The sequence below is a fragment of the Streptomyces capitiformicae genome, assembly GCF_002214185.1.
Lineage (GTDB): Bacteria > Actinomycetota > Actinomycetes > Streptomycetales > Streptomycetaceae > Streptomyces > Streptomyces capitiformicae.
This window is the reverse complement of record NZ_CP022161.1, coordinates 3,004,361-3,019,468: the sequence shown is the minus strand read 5'-3', so window position 1 is coordinate 3,019,468 and position 15,108 is coordinate 3,004,361. Positions and strand designations below refer to the sequence as shown.

Here is a 15,108-nt window from a genome sequence, read left to right as displayed (position 1 = left end):
CAGCCACGACGGCGCCGCAGTCGCCAGACGGCATAACCCGACACTTCCAGCGGAGCGCTTGGCACCGGGAGCGGCGCCCTCCACCCCGACTCAGAGGACACACTCCGCCTCGGCGTACCGCTCCTCCGGAACGGTCTTCAGCGTCTCCACGGCCTCGGCCAACGGCACCATCACGATGTCGGTGCCCCGAAGAGCCGTCATCTTCCCGAACTCCCCACGGTGGACGGCCTCGACGGCATGCCACCCGAAGCGAGTCGCCAGTACCCGGTCGTACGCGGTCGGCGTACCGCCTCGCTGCACATGCCCGAGGATCACCGGCCGCGCCTCCTTCCCGAGGCGTGCCTCCAGCTCCACCGACAGCTGCCGCGCGATCCCTGCGAACCGCTCGTGCCCGTAGATGTCCTTGCCGCCCTCGTCGAACTCCATGGACCCGGGCTGAGGCTTGGCCCCCTCCGCCGCCACCACGATCGCGAACCGCTTGCCCGCCTCGAAGCGATCGCCGACCCGCGCCGCCAGCTCCTCGATGTCGAAGGGACGTTCCGGTACGACGATGGCGTGCGCGCCGGCCGCCATGCCGGAGTGGAGCGCGATCCAGCCGGTGTGGCGGCCCATGACCTCCACGACGAGGACCCGCTGGTGGGACTCGGCGGTGGTCTTCAGCCGGTCCAGCGCCTCGGTCGCCACCCCCACGGCCGTGTCGAAGCCGAAGGTGACGTCCGTGACCGCGATGTCGTTGTCGATGGTCTTCGGCACACCCACGACGGGCAGGCCGTTGTCCGACATCAGCCGGGCCGCCTTGAGCGTGCCCTCACCGCCGATGGGGATGATCGCGTCGAGACCGAGCTCCTCGACATGGCCCTTCGCCCGCTCCACACCGTCCCGCAGATGCGAGGGCTGGACCCGGGAGGAACCGAGGATCGTGCCGCCGCGGGCCAGGATGCCGGCCACGGCGTCGAGGTCGAGCTTGAGGTAGTCGCACTCCAGGAGACCTTTCCAGCCGTCCCGGAAGCCGATGACCTCGTCGCCGTGGTCGACGACGGCACGGTGCACGACGGACCGGATGACGGCGTTCAGCCCGGGACAGTCGCCGCCGGACGTGAGGACACCAATGCGCATAGCCCGAATACCTTCTCAACGTGGGCCGGGTCCGGACCGCGCTGTCCGGCAGGAATCCCCGCCACCCTACCGGCGACAGGGGGCGTCGCCGTAGCGGGCGTCCGCCTGCTGGACGCCCCCGCACAGGTGAGCGGAGCCCTGGTCAGACGGGCTGTCACACGTGAGCGGAGGCGCCTTCAGACGGGCTGTCGCATGGGCTTTCGGACAGGCTCCGGTTCGGCTGCTGAGGAACCGTTTCTCAGACCTCTCAGACCTCTCAGACCTCTCAGACCTCTCAGACGCTCGGCCCCACTCACGCGGGCTGCGTGGCCGCCTCGATGCGCTCGTTGCGCAGCGCCTCGAACCAGCGGTCGTCGGTCGGCGGCAGCGCGTTCACATCGAGCGCCAGCTTCAGCAGCAGGTCGGCGATCTGCGGGTTCCGCGCGAGCACGGGACCGTGCATGTACGTGCCGAACACGGTGTCGTTGTACGCCCCCTCCGTGCCGTCGCCCGTGCCGTTGCCCTTGCCGAGCCGCACCTGCGCGAACGCGCGGGCGGTGGGGCCGAGGTGGGTGATGCCCTGGTGGTTCTCGAAGCCGGTCAGCTGGGGCAGCCCGAGGCGCGGGTCGATGTCCGCGAGGACGTCACCGACGCACCGCTCGCCCTCACCACGCGTCGTGACCACGTCGAGCAGACCGAGGCCGGGTTCGCGCTGCCCGAGGTCGTTGACGAACTCGTGGCCGAGGATCTGGTAGCCGGCGCACACCGCGAAGACGATCGCGCCGTTCTCCACGGCCCGGTACAGATGCGCGTCGCGGCGCAGCCGCTCGGCCGCGAGCCGCTGCGGCCGGTCCTCGCCGCCGCCGATCAGATAGATGTCGCCGGAGGTCGGGATCGGCTGGTCGCTGCGTACGTCCAGACGGGCGACGTCGAGGCCGCGCTGGCGTGCCCGACGCTCCACGACCAGGACGTTGCCCTGGTCGCCGTAGGTGCTGAGCAGGTCCGGGTAGACCCAGACGACCCGCAGGCTGTTGTCACTCATGAGTTCCCCTCGAGTCCTCGTGGTCAGTTGCCGACGCGGCGGCGCAGGTCCTGGAACGCGGTGTAGTTGGCGATGACCTCGATCCGGCCCGGCGGGCACATCTGCACCGCCTGGTCGAGGCTGTCGCAGACCTGGAAGTGCTGGTTCGCGACCTCCAGACGTACCGCGAGGTCCAGCTTCCGGTCGCCGAGGACGAAGATCGGGTGACCGGTCAGCCGGGTGTAGTCGACGTCCCACAGCCAGGAGGTGTCGGTGCCGTCGGCGCCGCGCGCGTTCACCGACAGGATCACCGGCGACGGCGGCGGGTCGATCAGCGAGAACGTCTCCAGCCAGCCCGCCGGGTTCTTGGCGAGCAGCAGTCTGAGGTCGCGCTGCATGAACTGCACCACGTCGTAGCGCCCGGCCACGGCCTGCACCTGATACATGCGTTCCAGGGCGACCTGCGGCGGCACGCCGAAGACGGCGGCGACGGCGGCCGACGAGGCGGCGTTCGCCTTGTTGGCGCGGCCCGGCAGCTGGAGGTGGATCGGCCAGGCCGAACCGTGCGGGTCGAGGACGTGGTCGCCGGAGAGCGCCCAGCTCGGCGTGGGGCGGCGGAAACCGCACTCACCGCAGAACCAGTCGTCGCCCGGCCGCTGCATCACACCGCCGCAGGACGGGCATGACCAGGCGTCGTCCTTCCACATCTGGCCGACGGCGACCCAGATCACGTTCGGGGAGGACGACGCGGCCCACACCACCAGCGGGTCGTCGCAGTTGGCCACGATGACGGCCTTGGTGCCGGCCAGACCCTCACGCCAGGCCTCCGCCATCATGCGGGTCTCGGCGGCCCGGTCGAGCTGGTCACGGGAGAGGTTGAGCAGCGCGATGCACTTGGGGTCCGTGTCCCGGGCCACACCGGCGAGGTACTTCTCGTCGACCTCGATGACACCGAACTTGGCGTCCGAGTTCCCGGCGAGCGCCGAGGTGATGCCCGCGGGCATGTTCGCGCCGAGCGCGTTCGAGACGACCGGGCCGGCGGCGCGGAGCGCTTCCGCGATCAGCCGGGTGGTCGTGGTCTTGCCGTTGGTGGCGGAGACCAGGACGACGTCGAGGCTCTGTGCGAGCCGGGCGAGGAGGTCGGGGTCGAGTTTGAGCGCCACCCGGCCGCCGATCACCGATCCGCTACCGCGTCCCGCGGCACGGGATGCCGCCGCGACCGCCTTGCCCGCCGTCACGGCCAGCTTGGCCCGCGGCGTCAGCGGGTCCGAGTTGCCTGCCATCAGTTCTCGATCCTCCTTGCGTACAGCGCCGCGCCCAGTCCCGGCAACGTGTGGACCAAAGCCTATCGAGATCCACTCACGTGCCCGAATCCCGCCGAGGCGTTGAAACCGGCTCGGCCGGTGATGTCGGGTGTGAACGTACTCTTGCGGCCATGCGACATGGCTCGATTCCCGGCGCCCGAGGGCGTGTTCTTCCCATGACACTGCTCGGCGATCCCGTATTGCACGCCCCGTGTGAAGAGGTGACGGAGTTCGGGAGTGAGCTGGAGCGGCTTGTGGAGGACATGTTCGCGACGATGTACGACGCGCGGGGTGTGGGGTTGGCCGCGAATCAGGTGGGCCGGAGTTTGAAGGTTTTCGTCTACGACTGCCCCGACGACGACGAGGTGCGGCATGTCGGCCATGTGGTGAACCCCCGGCTGGTCTCGGTGGAGGGGATCGTGCTGCGGGGGCCCGAGGGGTGTCTGTCGCTGCCCGGACTGGAGGCGGGGACGGAGCGGTACGACGAGGCCGTGGTCGAGGGGTTCACGGTGGACGGGGATCGGGTGCGGGTGCGGGGGAGTGGGTTCTTCGCGCGGTGCCTTCAGCACGAGTGCGATCATCTTGAGGGCAGGGTTTATGTGGACCGGCTTTCGGGGTGGCGGCGTTCTCGGGTGATGAGGAAGATCGCCAAGGCGCCGTGGGGGCGGTGAGCCCGTTGGCGGCTGCGGGTGCGTTGTGGCTGGTCGCTCCCCCACTCTCGGCTTCGCTCGAGCGGGAGGGACCCCCATCGTGGCGGAGCCGCAATCGACACAGCCCCGCGCCCCTGTAGGGGCGCGATCCCCGGCCCCGGCCCCGGCCCCGGCCCCGGCCAAGAAGGAGAACTCTCAGAAACCCGGACCGCCAACCTTGTCGCCCGCCGCCGCCAGGCGGCCCCACAGCAGGTCTGCCAGGCTGCGGACCAACTCCGCCCTCGTGCAGGGGCGTTCGCCGAGCCACCAGTCGCCTGCCGCGTGCATCATGCCTACGATGCCGTGGCCCCAGACGCGGGCGAGTCGGTGGCTGTCGGGGCCGAGGTCGAGGCGGTCCTCGATGACCTTGCCGAGTTCCTCGCCCATGCGGCGAAGGAGGGGGGCGGAGTGCTTGCCGACGTCGAAGCCCTGGTCGACGCCGGGCTGGCTGCCGTCGGCCGGGTGCATCAGGAAGCGGTACACCTGGGGGCGGGCCTCGATGGCCGCCAGGTAGGTGTCGAGGGTGGCCTCGACGCGTTCGCGGCGCTCCGCGGGGGCGTCCAGGGCGGCCCGCAGGGAGTCCAGGAGGGCGTCGGTGTGGCGCTTGGCAAGGGCGGCGTAAAGTCCGCCCTTGTCGCCGAAGTGGCGGTAGAGGATCGGCTTGGTGATGCCCGCCTCGGCGGCGATGGCGTTCATCGACGCCCCCGGGCCGTCGCGGAGCACCACTCGGTCCGCGGCTTCCAGCAGCTCGCGCCGACGGCGGTCGGCGGACCGTGCCTGATCGGTCCGCTGCGTGGTGTCCATGATGTCTCCCCCAGTGCTGATTTCGGTGACGCCTGCGCAAAGTAACACTGATTGGCACGCCCCGATCGAACGGGCTACCGAGCCCCCCGGGAGTTGACTTTTCCTACCGACCGGTAACAGACTCGCAGTTACCGCAGGTAACATCTTAGTGCAGTACCCGGAAATGCTGGAGGGGTCATGGCTGAGTTCACCATGGAGCTGAATGAGGAGCAGAGGGAGGTCCGCGACTGGCTCCACGGGTTCGCCGCCGATGTGATCCGCCCCGCCGCCGCCGAGTGGGACGAGCGCGAGGAGACGCCCTGGCCGGTCATCCAGGAGGCCGCAAAGGTCGGCATCTACTCCCTCGACTTCTACGCCCAGCAGTACTTCGACCCCACCGGCCTCGGCATCCCCATGGCCATGGAGGAGCTGTTCTGGGGCGACGCGGGCATCGCCCTCTCCATCGTCGGCACCGGCCTCGCCGCCGTGGGCGTCCTCGCCAACGGCACCGAGGAGCAGATCGGCACCTGGATCCCCCAGATGTACGGCGACGCCAACGATGTCAAGGTCGCCGCGTTCTGCTCCTCCGAGCCCGACGCCGGGTCCGACGTGGCCTCCATGCGCACCCGTGCGGTGTACGACGAGGCCAAGGACGAGTGGGTGCTCAACGGCACGAAGACGTGGGCGACCAACGGTGGCATAGCCAACGTGCACGTGGTGGTGGCCGTGGTCGACCCCGAGCTCGGCTCCAAGGGCCACGCCTCCTTCATCGTTCCGCCCAACACGCCCGGTCTGTCCCAAGGTCAGAAGTTCAAGAAGCACGGGATTCGCGCCTCGCACACCGCCGAGGTCGTACTCGAGGACGTACGGGTTCCGGGTTCCTGCCTTCTCGGCGGCAAGGAGAAGCTCGACGAGCGGCTGGCGCGGGCCCGGGAGCGGGTTGCCTCCGGCGGTGAGCGGGTGAAGAACGCGGCGATGGCCACGTTCGAGGCGTCCCGCCCGGCCGTGGGGGCCATGGCGGTGGGCACCGCCCGCGCCGCGTACGAGGTGGCTCTGGATTACGCCAAGACACGTGAGCAGTTCGGGCGACCGATCATCGACAACCAGGGTGTCGCCTTCCAGCTCGCGGACATGCGGACGTCCGTGGACGCGGCGCGGTTGCTGGTGTGGCGGGCCTCGTGGATGGCGATCAACGGGAAGCCGTTCACCGGGGCCGAGGGGTCGCAGTCGAAGCTGTTCGCGAGCGAGACGGCGAAGAAGGTCACGGCTCAGGCCATTCAGATACTGGGTGGCAACGGGTACACGCGTGAGTACCCGGTGGAGCGGATGCATCGGGATGCCGCGATCTACACGATCTTCGAGGGTACGAGTGAGGTTCAGCGGCTGGTGATCGCGCGGACTCTGTCCGGGATGCCGATTCGGTGACGCCGACTGCGGGCCTCACCGGTGTTTCAGAGGTGTGAGTTGTTCGATGTCGTATCTCGTGCGCAGGGCTTCGATCGCCCTCTGATCCGGTGGGCCGCCCGCCTCCAGGATCTCCAGCAACTCCTCGAAGTACCGCTCGTGGTCCGGTGGCGGTGACGACTGGAAGAACATCTTCGCCGGTACGTCGGTGGGGTTGGCGAAGGCGTGGGGGCAGCCGGGGGGTACGACGATGACCGTGCCGGGGGTGGCCCGGACGATGCGGTTGCCGGTGGTGGACTCCCAGCGCTGCCAGTGGTCCGGTGTCCGTACCCGTGGCTCGAAGGCGAGCACGTCGAGCTCGCCTTCGAGGACGTAGAAGAGTTCCTCACTACGGGTGTGCACGTGGGCGCCGACGTCGAAGCCCGGGGGGACGACCACCTCGAAGCTGGAGGCGGCGCGGGAGTGGGTGCCGGTGACCTTGAAGGTGACGGCATGGGCGGGGGTGGTGACGGTACGGCCGTGGCCCGGGGGGACCAGGAGTCCTTCGGGCGGGGTGAGCGCGGTCACCAGGAGACGGGGAGGGCTTCTGGGCCGCGGATCAGCGCGCCCCGGCGCCAGGGAACCTCCTCCGGCGGGACGGCCAGCTTCAGGCCCGGTACCCGGTCCAGGAGCGTGTTCACGATCAGTTCCGTCTCCAGCTTGGCCAGGTTGGCGCCCGCGCAGAAGTGGGCGCCGTAGCCGAAGGCAAGGTGTGGGTTCGGGTCGCGGTCGAAGTCGATGCGCTCGGGGTCGGGGAAGACGTCCGGGTCGCGGTTGGCGGCCAGGTAGGAGACGTAGACCGGGTCGCCCGCGCGGATCCGGACGCCGTGGAACACCACGTCCTCCAGGGCGATGCGGGAGAGGCCGACGGCGTTGCGGTGCGGGATGTACCGCAGGAGCTCGTCCAGTGCCTGCGGGCGCAGTCCGGGTTCGTCGCGCATACGGGCGAGCAGGTCGGGGCGGGTCAGGAGGATGAAGAACATCTGGCCGGTGTTGTTGGTGACTGCCTCGCCGCCGATCTGGAGGGGTCCGGCCAGGGCCATCGCCTCCTCCGCGCTGATGTCGCCCCGGCCCACGGCCGCCCCGAGCAGGGAGATGACGTCCTCGCCGTCGGAGTCCCGGTGCTCGGCGATGGCCTTCGCGAAGTACGCCTCCATGTCCCGCTTGGCCCGCTCGCTGGCCTCGATGCCGTACGTGGAGGACAGGATCCGCTGCGTCCAGTCGTGCATGTCCTCGCGGTCCGCCTCCGGGACGCCCATCAGCTCGCAGATCACGGTGATCGGGAAGGGCTCCAGCACCCGCTCGATCAGGTCGGCGGGCGGGCCGTCGCGCAGCATCGCGTCCACCGTCGCGTCGAGGGCGCGCTGGGCGTTGTCGCGGAGGCGTTCGACGCCACGCGTGGTGAAGGCGGACGCCACGGAGCGGCGCAGCCGGGCGTGGTCGGGCTTGTCATGGAAGTTCATCGCGCCCGGCTGCGGGATGAAGTGTGGTGCCAACCGGGTGACTTGGCGGCCCACGACCTTCTTACGGCTGAACCGGGGGTCGTTCGTGACCAGCCGTACGTCGTCGTAGCGGGTCAGCAGCCAGGCCCAGCCCTCGCCGTTGGGCAGCTGGATCCGGGTGATCGGACCCTCCCGCATCAGCTGGGCCAGGACGGGGTCGAAGTCGACCCCGGTCAGATTGAGGGCGGGCCAGTGCCGTACCGGAGGGGCCGCCATGGTCTCTTCGCCGGTGGTGATGTCACTCGTCGTCATGTCATGCCGTCTCTTGTGGGTTGCGTTGCCAGCGGCCCAGGGCCATCTCGGCGGTGATACCGGGTCCGAACCCGGCGAGCAGGCCGCGTGCCCGGTCGTGGGCACCGCCCTCGTCGAACAGCCGGCGCAGCGCGTCCAGGACGACGGCGCTGGCGATGTTGCCGTACTCGGTGAGCGTGGCCCGGCTGAAGCGGAACGCGTGCGGGTCGACCCGGAGGAACTTGCTCAAGTCGTCGAGGATGCGGGGGCCGCCCGCGTGGATGATGTAGAAGTCCAGGTCGGAGGCGTCCCAGCCATGGGCGGCCGCCAGTCGGTGGAGGGCCGGTGCGAGTGGTTCCATCGTGCCCGGCACTCGCTTGTCCAGGAGGAAGTGGAACCCGGTGGCCCGGACGTCGTACATGATCCACTCCTCGGTCTTGGGGATCAGATACGAGCCGTTGCGCTCCAGGGTCATGCCCTCGCCGCCCCGGCCGCGTACGACGGCGGCCGCGATGCCGTCGCCGAACAGGCCGTTGGAGAGCAGCGAGCCGACGCCCAGGTCGGTCGGCTGGTAGCACAGCGAGCAGAACTCGCAGGCCACGATCAGGGCGTTGCCCTCGGGGTAGGCCGAGCAGAAGTCGTGCGCCCGGTTGATCGCGGCACCGCCCGCCGCACAGCCCAGCTGGGCTATGGGTATCTGCTTGGTGTCATGGCTGAAGCCCATGTTGTTGATCAGCCACGCGGTCATCGACGGCATCATGAAGCCCGTGCACGACACGTAGATGATCACGTCTATGTCGGTGCTGAGCAGCTCTGCCTCGTCCAGCGCCTGCTGCACGACCGCGGGGACCCGGGCCTTCGCCTCGGCCTCGTAGACCTTGTTGCGCTGCTCGAAGCCCGGGTGCTTGAGCGTCTCCTCGATGGGTTGCACGATGTGCCGGGTTCGGACACCGGTGTTCTCGATCAGCCGTAGCGCCAGCGGGAGTTGGGGATGGTCCGGGTGACGCTCGCGCGCCAGCTCCAGCGTCTCCTCCATCGTGATCACGTACTCCGGCACGGACACCGCGGGTCTGCACAAAGTGGCCATGGAGCGCGCCTGCTTTCGCCATCCGGAAGGCCTTCGCCCCCCGGGTACGGGGTGGTTCGGTGGTTCCACCACGATCACCCGGCGCTCCGGGGATATCGCGCCGAATTACTCCAGACCGGCGAAGCGAAATGAACCCCCGCGCACTACTCCGAACCGGGCATCGAAGGTGATGGGCGGCTCCGCGGCGTGGGCGCGATCAACCACGAACAACCAGCGGACGTCAGCAAACCGCAGCTCTCAGCTCAGCAGGTGTCACCGAACCGAGGCTCTTACGGCGCTCCGCTGCTGTGCGCGATGCACGCCACGTCGATCCGGTCGGCCAACTTCGCCAGCTCGATCGTCAGCGCCGCCACCGTGTCCTCGTCCAGTCCCTCCGCCCCCGCCTCCACCAGGTGCAGCCACCGCCCGCCCACGGTGCGCAGCAGCTTGCTCACATCGGCGGCGGCCACCTGCAAGGTCCCGCGGTCGTCGACGATCAGAGGCAGAGTCACTTCGCGGTTCACAACGGGGATGTTAGCCGTGGAACGCTCACACCCCGTGCCATACGGTGGTGATGTTGCAGAACTCGCGGATTCCGTGTCCGGACAGCTCACGCCCGTATCCGGACCGCTTGGCTCCGCCGAAGGGAAACGCCGGGTGGGAGGCGGTCATCCCGTTGACATACACCCCGCCCGCGTCAAGGTCCCGTACAAAACGGTCGACCTCGGCCGCGTCCCGCGTCCACACGTTGGAACTCAGCCCGAAAGACGTGTCGTTGGCGATCGCGATCGCCTCGTCCAGGTCGGCGACCCGGTACAGCGTGGCGACCGGACCGAAGGTCTCCTCGCGGTGGACGCGCATCTCGGGGGTGATGTCGGCGAGGACGGTCGGCGGGTAGTACCAGCCGGGCCCGTCGGGGCGCTCGGCGCCGCACAGGACCGTGGCGCCGCTCTCGACGGCCTCGTCGACCAGTCCCGCCAGGGCCTCACGGCCCTGCTCGCTGGAGAGGGGGCCGACGTCGGTGTCCTCGTCCAGCGGGTCGCCGACCTTGAGCGCGTTCATGCCGGCCACGAACCGCTCGGTGAAGGCGTCGTACACGTCGGCGTGCACGATGAACCGCTTGGCGGCGATGCAGGACTGCCCGGCGTTCTGCGTCCGGGCCGTCACGGCGACCTCGGCCGCACGGTCGACGTCGGCGGACGGCATCACGACGTACGGATCGCTGCCGCCCAGCTCCAGGACCGTCTTCTTGACCTCGTCCCCGGCGACCGAGGCGACGGAACGGCCCGCGGGCTCGCTGCCGGTGAGCGTGGCGGCGCGGACACGCGGGTCGCGCAGGATGCCCTCGACGGCGCCGGAGCCGATGAGCAGCGTCTGGAAGCAGCCTTCGGGGAAGCCCGCGCGGCGGAAGAGGTCCTCCAGGTAGAGCGCGGTCTGCGGGACGTTGGAGGCGTGCTTGAGCAGGCCCACGTTGCCCGCCATCAGCGCGGGCGCGGCGAAGCGGATCACCTGCCAGAGGGGGAAGTTCCACGGCATCACGGCGAGCACCGGGCCGAGCGGCCGGTAGCGGACCAGGACGCGGGCGGCGCCCGAGTCCTTCACGTCCGCGTCGGAGGGCTCCACGTCCGTGAGCAGCACCTCGGCGTGGTCGGCGTACCAGCGCATCGCCTTCGCGCACTTGGCGGCCTCGGCGCGGGCCTGCTTGATCGGCTTGCCCATCTCCGTGGTCATCGTCCGGGCGACGCTCTCCGCGTCCTCGTCGAGGAGGTCGGCGGCCTTGCGCAGGAGACGGGCGCGTTCCGCGAAGGACGTGGTCCGGTAGGTGCGGAACGTGGCGTCGGCGGTCGCGAGGCGGCGTTCGATCTCCTCCTCGCCCAGGGCGTCGTACGTCTTGAGCGTCTCGCCGTTCGCCGGGTTCACCGTCGCGATGGGCATGGCTGACCTCCTGCGTGGGCTGTCCTTCGACCTTCCCGCGCGACAGCACACGCCGCAACGCGGGCAGGGGGTTCTGATGGACCTCCGCGACGCCACGGAGATCCATCAGGAGCCCTAGACCGAGTGCTCAAGGAGGCGGTCGAGAAACTCCGCCTGCGCCTTGACGATCACCGCCCGGGCCCGCTCCACGGGCAACCACTCCACACGGTCCAGCTCGGGGAACTCCTGGACCTGCCCCGACCTCGGCGGCCACTCCATGCGGAAGGTGCCGGGAACGACGGTCGCCGGGTCGAGGTCCGCCTCGATCGCCCAGGCCGTGACGATCTTGCCGTTCGTCTGGCGCACCTCGCCCAGGGGTACGGCCTCGCCGTCGGGCGGTGCCAGCCCCAGCTCCTCCTGGAACTCCCGGCGCGCCGCCTCCCAGGAGGGTTCGTCGGGCTCGTACTCGCCCTTCGGCACCGTCCAGGCGCCCGCGTCCTTGCGGGCGAAGTACGGGCCGCCCATGTGGCCGAGCAGCACCTCGAGGCCGTCGGCGGTGCGACGGTGGAGCAGCAGGCCCGCGCTGCGCTTCGGGGCGGTCGTCACCGGGTGACCTCCGGGTGGGCGGCGAGCAGGGTCTCGACCGTATCGGCTTCGGCCGGGGACTTGTCCTCGCGGTAGCGGACCACGCGGGCGAAGCGGAGGGTGACGCCGGCCGCGTAGCGGGTGGAGCGCTGGAGGCCGTCGTAGGCGATCTCGACGACGAGTTCGGGGCGTACGGTCACGCCCCAGCCGTGGTCCTCGACGGCCAGCTCCCCGAGGCGTTCGGTCTGCCAGGTCAGCATCGCGTCCGTCATGCCCTTGAACGTCTTGCCCAGCATCGCGAAGGAGCCGTCGGCGCTGCGGGCGCCCAGGTGGAGGTTGGAGAGCTTGCCCGTGCGCCGTCCGTGGCCCCACTCGGCGGCCAGGACCACCAGGTCGAGGGTGTGGACCGGCTTGACCTTCAGCCAGGAGGCACCGCGCCGGCCCGCGCTGTAGGGGGCGTCGAGGGCTTTGAGTACGACCCCCTCGTGGCCGCGGGTGAGTGTGTCGGAGAGGAACCTCTCCGCCTCCGGGAGGTCGTCGGGGCCGTTCACGACGGTACGGCGGACGCGCATCGGCTCGGGGACGAGGCGGGCCAGTTCGGTGTGGCGGTCGGCGAAGGGCAGGTCCAGGAGGTCCTGGCCGTCGACGGAGAGCGCGTCGAAGAAGACCGGGGAGACGGGGACCTGCCCGGCTGCCGTCGCCACGTCCACGCGCGAGCCGACCCGTCCCGAGATCTCCTGGAAGGAACGCGGCCGTCCGTCCTCGTCGAACGCGATCACCTCGCCGTCGAGGATGAATCGCTCACCCGCCAACTCGCGGGCCGCCGCGGTCAGTTCGGGGAGGCGGTCGGTGATGTCGTCGAGGGTGCGGGTGTAGAGGCGTACGTCGTCTCCGTCGCGGTGGAGCTGGACGCGGATGCCGTCCAGCTTCTCCTCCACCGCGCAGGTGCCCAGTTTCGCCACAGCCTCCGTGACCGAGGAGGCGCTGTGCGCGAGCATCGGGAGGACGGAGCGGCCGAGCGTGAGCCGGAATCGTTCCAGGGCCGGTGGGCCGTCAGTGAGGATGGCCTGCGCCACGGTTTGCAGTGAGCCGGCGAGCATCACCGCACGGCGTACGTCGGCGGGGGGTGCGCCGGTGGCCGCGGCCAGGCCCTCCACGGCCAGTGCGTCGAGTGCGCCCTGGCGGACCTCGCCGGTGAGGAGGCCGAGGAGGTAGCGCTGTTCGTCCTCGGTGGCCGCGGCGAGCAACTCGGCGACCAGGCGCTTGCGTTCGGTCTGTGAGCCGGGGCCGGTGGCGGCGCCGATCGCTGTCAGGCGGGTGTCGATGTCTTGGACGGTGAGGGTGGGTTCTCGGGCGGGCGGGATCTGCTGGGCGAGGACCTTCCAGCCGATGCCGAGCCGACCCTGTGGCAGGCGTCCCGCGAGATACGGGATGACGATCGGCACGTCCGCCGGCTCGGCGCCCCGGAAGAGTTCGGCGAGCAGAGCGGTTTTCCGGGAGCGGGCCAAGGTGGCGGCGATCTCCTGGGACACGTGGGCCAGCCGGGCGAACAGCATGCAGCCATGGTGCAACGGGGGGAGGGTTTTCGCCCCCGCCGTTCCTACCCGTCCCATCCCCAGGGGCGGCTGCCCCTTCAGCCCCGCTTCCTGAGGGCTGCCGCCCCCAGACCCCCGCCCGGTTGGTGGGTCGTCTGCGGGTGATTGTGGGGGTGAATCGCCCTTCGGGCTCGTCCTCAAACTCCCCCACTCTCGGCTTCGCTCGAGCGGGGGGACCCCCACGACGGGCTGAGATTGTCCAGGTCGGTCATCAGTAGCTCCCCGTTGATCGTTGCTCCCGCCCGGTAGCCGGCGGCTGCCGCGTTGATGACCTGTTCGGAGAAGCCCATCGCGTTGCCGGCGGTCCAGACGCCCGGGGCTGTGGTCTGGCCTGTCGCGTCGACTACGGGATAGGCGCCGAAGGGGGTCTCCTGGAGTTCGGCGCCCAGTTGTCGCAGGAGGGTGGTCTGGGGGATCGGGCGGGGGGCGACGAACAGGATCGAGCGGTCGTGGGTCGTGCCGTTCGTGAGGCGGAGGCCGGTCAGGCGGTCTGCCTCGATCAGGAGTTCGGAGACCTCTCCTGGTACTACGGAGACACCGGCGGCGGCGAGCCTGCGGAGGTCCTCGTCCGGCAGGGCGTCCTCGGGGACGGTGTGCAGGAACAGGGTCACGTCCTTGGACCACTGGGAGACCATCAGCGCCTGGTGCACGCTCCGGGGGGTGGTGGCGAGGACGCCGAAGGGCTGGTCCTGGACCTCCCAGCCGTGGCAGTACGGACAGTGGAGCACGTCTCGTCCGAAGCGGTCGGCGAGGCCGGGGACCGGCGGGAGTTCGTCCTTCAGACCGGTGGCGATCACCAGGCGGCGCGCCTGGATGCTGCGGCCTGTCGCCAGGGTTGCGGTGAAGGTCTGTCCGTCGTGGTTTCGAGTGACGTTCGTCGCCCGGTCCCGCACCAGCTCGACGCCGTAGCGGGCGATCTCCTCGCGGCCCATGGCCAGGAACTCCGCCGGGGGGAATCCGTCCCGCGACAGGTAGCCCTGCATGTGGGCGGCGGGGGCGTTGCGAGGTTCGCCCGCGTCGATGACGAGGGTGCGCCGTCGGGCGCGGCCGAGGACGAGGGCGGCGGAGAGCCCGGCCGCTCCGCCACCGATGACGATCACTTCGTACTGCTCGGACAGTTCGGTCCGTTCGGTCCGTTCGGTCCGTTCGGTCCGTTCGGTCCGTTCGGTCCGTTCGGTCTGTTCGGTCATGGTGACCACCTCCACGAAGACGGTCACTCAGGGGGTGCGGTATTGACAAACATCTTTGCTGATTCTGCAATTCAGGTCATGACCACTGATGACGTTCTCGCAGAAGTCGGTCCGCGGCTGCGGCGGATCCGGAAGGACCGGGAGGTGACGCTCGCGGGTTTGTCCGAGGCGACCGGGATCTCCGTGAGCACCCTCTCGCGGCTGGAGTCGGGGCTGCGCAAGCCCAGCCTGGAGCTGTTGCTACCCATCGCGCGGGCCCATCAGGTGCCGCTGGACGAGCTGATCGGGGAACCGCCGGTCGGCGATCCGCGGGTGCGGTCGAAGCCGATCGTGCGGCACGGGCGGACGTACTGGCCGCTCACCCGGCAGCCGGGCGGCCTCCAGGCCTTCAAGGTCCACATCCCGCAGAGCGAGCAGGAGCCGGAGCCGCGCACCCATGAGGGGTACGAGTGGCTGTATGTGCTGGCCGGGAGGCTGCGGATGGTGCTCGGCGCGCACGATGTGGTGCTGACCGCGGGGGAGGCCGCCGAGTTCGACACCCGGGTTCCGCACTGGTTCGGGTCGACGGGGGAGGGGCCCGTGGAGTTCCTGAGTCTGTTCGGGCCGCAGGGGGAGCGGATGCACGTACGGGCGAAGCCCACACGGTCGTCGTCGCGGTCGTGAAGCGGACCGCTGTTCCTTGACGGGTAT

15 protein-coding genes are annotated in these 15,108 nt (G+C 69.9%); 3 read left to right on the top strand and 12 right to left on the bottom strand.

All coding sequences use genetic code 11. The features are described from left to right. Positions 1 to 90 precede the first annotated feature (90 nt). The 3 genes from CES90_RS13370 to CES90_RS13360 form a co-directional block, all read right to left on the bottom strand. Complete coding sequence (locus tag CES90_RS13370; RefSeq protein WP_189784983.1) at positions 91 to 1,116, bottom strand: 6-phosphofructokinase; 1,026 nt, start codon at positions 1,114 to 1,116, stop codon at positions 91 to 93. 292 nt (positions 1,117 to 1,408) lie between these two features. Then, a complete protein-coding gene (locus tag CES90_RS13365) occupies positions 1,409 to 2,137 on the bottom strand; it encodes a type 1 glutamine amidotransferase (RefSeq protein WP_189784982.1) in 729 nt (242 codons plus the stop codon). A gap of 23 nt (positions 2,138 to 2,160) precedes the next feature. Then, positions 2,161 to 3,399: a MurT ligase domain-containing protein gene (locus CES90_RS13360; RefSeq protein ID WP_189784981.1), complete on the bottom strand. Its 1,239-nt coding sequence runs from the start codon at positions 3,397 to 3,399 to the stop codon at positions 2,161 to 2,163. Between the two features lie 152 nt (positions 3,400 to 3,551). Between CES90_RS13360 and def the strand changes: the two genes are divergently transcribed. Beyond that, positions 3,552 to 4,091 (top strand): peptide deformylase, encoded by a 540-nt coding sequence (def, locus tag CES90_RS13355; RefSeq protein WP_189784980.1) that lies wholly within the window; start codon positions 3,552 to 3,554, stop codon positions 4,089 to 4,091. Between the two features lie 174 nt (positions 4,092 to 4,265). On the opposite strand, the gene CES90_RS13350 is transcribed toward def, so the two are convergent. Next, a complete protein-coding gene (locus tag CES90_RS13350) occupies positions 4,266 to 4,913 on the bottom strand; it encodes a TetR family transcriptional regulator (protein WP_189784979.1) in 648 nt (215 codons plus the stop codon). Between the two features lie 177 nt (positions 4,914 to 5,090). On the opposite strand from CES90_RS13350, the gene CES90_RS13345 reads away from it, so the two are divergent. Next, positions 5,091 to 6,317: an acyl-CoA dehydrogenase family protein gene (locus CES90_RS13345; protein WP_189784978.1), complete on the top strand. Its 1,227-nt coding sequence runs from the start codon at positions 5,091 to 5,093 to the stop codon at positions 6,315 to 6,317. Positions 6,318 to 6,332: 15 nt separating this feature from the next. Here the strand turns inward: CES90_RS13345 and CES90_RS13340 are convergent, their stop codons facing one another. The 8 genes from CES90_RS13340 to CES90_RS13305 all read right to left on the bottom strand — a co-directional run bounded on the left by CES90_RS13340 (position 6,333) and on the right by CES90_RS13305 (position 14,418). Then, on the bottom strand, positions 6,333 to 6,863 hold the full coding sequence (locus tag CES90_RS13340; RefSeq protein ID WP_229914052.1) for a cupin domain-containing protein: 531 nt from the start codon (positions 6,861 to 6,863) through the stop codon (positions 6,333 to 6,335). Beyond that, positions 6,860 to 8,089: a cytochrome P450 gene (locus CES90_RS13335; protein ID WP_189784977.1), complete on the bottom strand. Its 1,230-nt coding sequence runs from the start codon at positions 8,087 to 8,089 to the stop codon at positions 6,860 to 6,862. The genes CES90_RS13340 and CES90_RS13335 overlap by 4 nt, the downstream gene beginning before the upstream one ends. A 1-nt stretch (position 8,090) precedes the next feature. Next, positions 8,091 to 9,155: a type III polyketide synthase gene (locus tag CES90_RS13330; protein ID WP_189784976.1), complete on the bottom strand. Its 1,065-nt coding sequence runs from the start codon at positions 9,153 to 9,155 to the stop codon at positions 8,091 to 8,093. A gap of 269 nt (positions 9,156 to 9,424) precedes the next feature. Continuing rightward, a complete protein-coding gene (locus tag CES90_RS13325) occupies positions 9,425 to 9,658 on the bottom strand; it encodes a DUF6213 family protein (protein ID WP_149824051.1) in 234 nt (77 codons plus the stop codon). Between the two features lie 25 nt (positions 9,659 to 9,683). Then, on the bottom strand, positions 9,684 to 11,069 hold the full coding sequence (locus tag CES90_RS13320) for an NADP-dependent succinic semialdehyde dehydrogenase (protein ID WP_189784975.1): 1,386 nt from the start codon (positions 11,067 to 11,069) through the stop codon (positions 9,684 to 9,686). 114 nt (positions 11,070 to 11,183) lie between these two features. Further along, positions 11,184 to 11,654 carry an NUDIX domain-containing protein gene (locus CES90_RS13315; protein WP_189784974.1) on the bottom strand — a complete coding sequence of 157 codons (471 nt, stop codon included), beginning with the start codon at positions 11,652 to 11,654 and terminating at the stop codon, positions 11,184 to 11,186. After that, complete coding sequence (locus tag CES90_RS13310) at positions 11,651 to 13,189, bottom strand: ATP-dependent DNA ligase (RefSeq protein ID WP_189784973.1); 1,539 nt, start codon at positions 13,187 to 13,189, stop codon at positions 11,651 to 11,653. Before CES90_RS13310 ends, CES90_RS13315 begins: the two co-directional genes overlap by 4 nt. Before the next feature lie 176 nt (positions 13,190 to 13,365). Continuing rightward, on the bottom strand, positions 13,366 to 14,418 hold the full coding sequence (locus tag CES90_RS13305; RefSeq protein WP_189784972.1) for an NAD(P)/FAD-dependent oxidoreductase: 1,053 nt from the start codon (positions 14,416 to 14,418) through the stop codon (positions 13,366 to 13,368). 78 nt (positions 14,419 to 14,496) lie between these two features. On the opposite strand from CES90_RS13305, the gene CES90_RS13300 reads away from it, so the two are divergent. Beyond that, entirely contained in the window at positions 14,497 to 15,081 is a 585-nt protein-coding gene (locus CES90_RS13300) for a helix-turn-helix domain-containing protein (RefSeq protein ID WP_189784971.1), read from the top strand. Positions 15,082 to 15,108 lie beyond the last annotated feature (27 nt).

Bases quoted from the DNA above. Each gene is read 5' to 3' on its own strand.
- CES90_RS13310 (WP_189784973.1), bottom strand. From the start codon at position 13,189: ATGCTGTTCGCCCGGCTGGCCCACGTGTCCCAGGAGATCGCCGCCACC.
- def (WP_189784980.1), top strand. From the start codon at position 3,552: ATGCGACATGGCTCGATTCCCGGCGCCCGAGGGCGTGTTCTTCCCATG.
- CES90_RS13350 (WP_189784979.1), bottom strand. From the start codon at position 4,913: ATGGACACCACGCAGCGGACCGATCAGGCACGGTCCGCCGACCGCCGT.
- CES90_RS13335 (WP_189784977.1), bottom strand. From the start codon at position 8,089: ATGACGACGAGTGACATCACCACCGGCGAAGAGACCATGGCGGCCCCT.
- CES90_RS13330 (WP_189784976.1), bottom strand. From the start codon at position 9,155: ATGGCCACTTTGTGCAGACCCGCGGTGTCCGTGCCGGAGTACGTGATC.
- CES90_RS13360 (WP_189784981.1), bottom strand. From the start codon at position 3,399: ATGGCAGGCAACTCGGACCCGCTGACGCCGCGGGCCAAGCTGGCCGTG.
- CES90_RS13365 (WP_189784982.1), bottom strand. From the start codon at position 2,137: ATGAGTGACAACAGCCTGCGGGTCGTCTGGGTCTACCCGGACCTGCTC.
- CES90_RS13370 (WP_189784983.1), bottom strand. From the start codon at position 1,116: ATGCGCATTGGTGTCCTCACGTCCGGCGGCGACTGTCCCGGGCTGAAC.
- CES90_RS13320 (WP_189784975.1), bottom strand. From the start codon at position 11,069: ATGCCCATCGCGACGGTGAACCCGGCGAACGGCGAGACGCTCAAGACG.
- CES90_RS13300 (WP_189784971.1), top strand. From the start codon at position 14,497: ATGACCACTGATGACGTTCTCGCAGAAGTCGGTCCGCGGCTGCGGCGG.
- CES90_RS13305 (WP_189784972.1), bottom strand. From the start codon at position 14,418: ATGACCGAACAGACCGAACGGACCGAACGGACCGAACGGACCGAACGG.
- CES90_RS13345 (WP_189784978.1), top strand. From the start codon at position 5,091: ATGGCTGAGTTCACCATGGAGCTGAATGAGGAGCAGAGGGAGGTCCGC.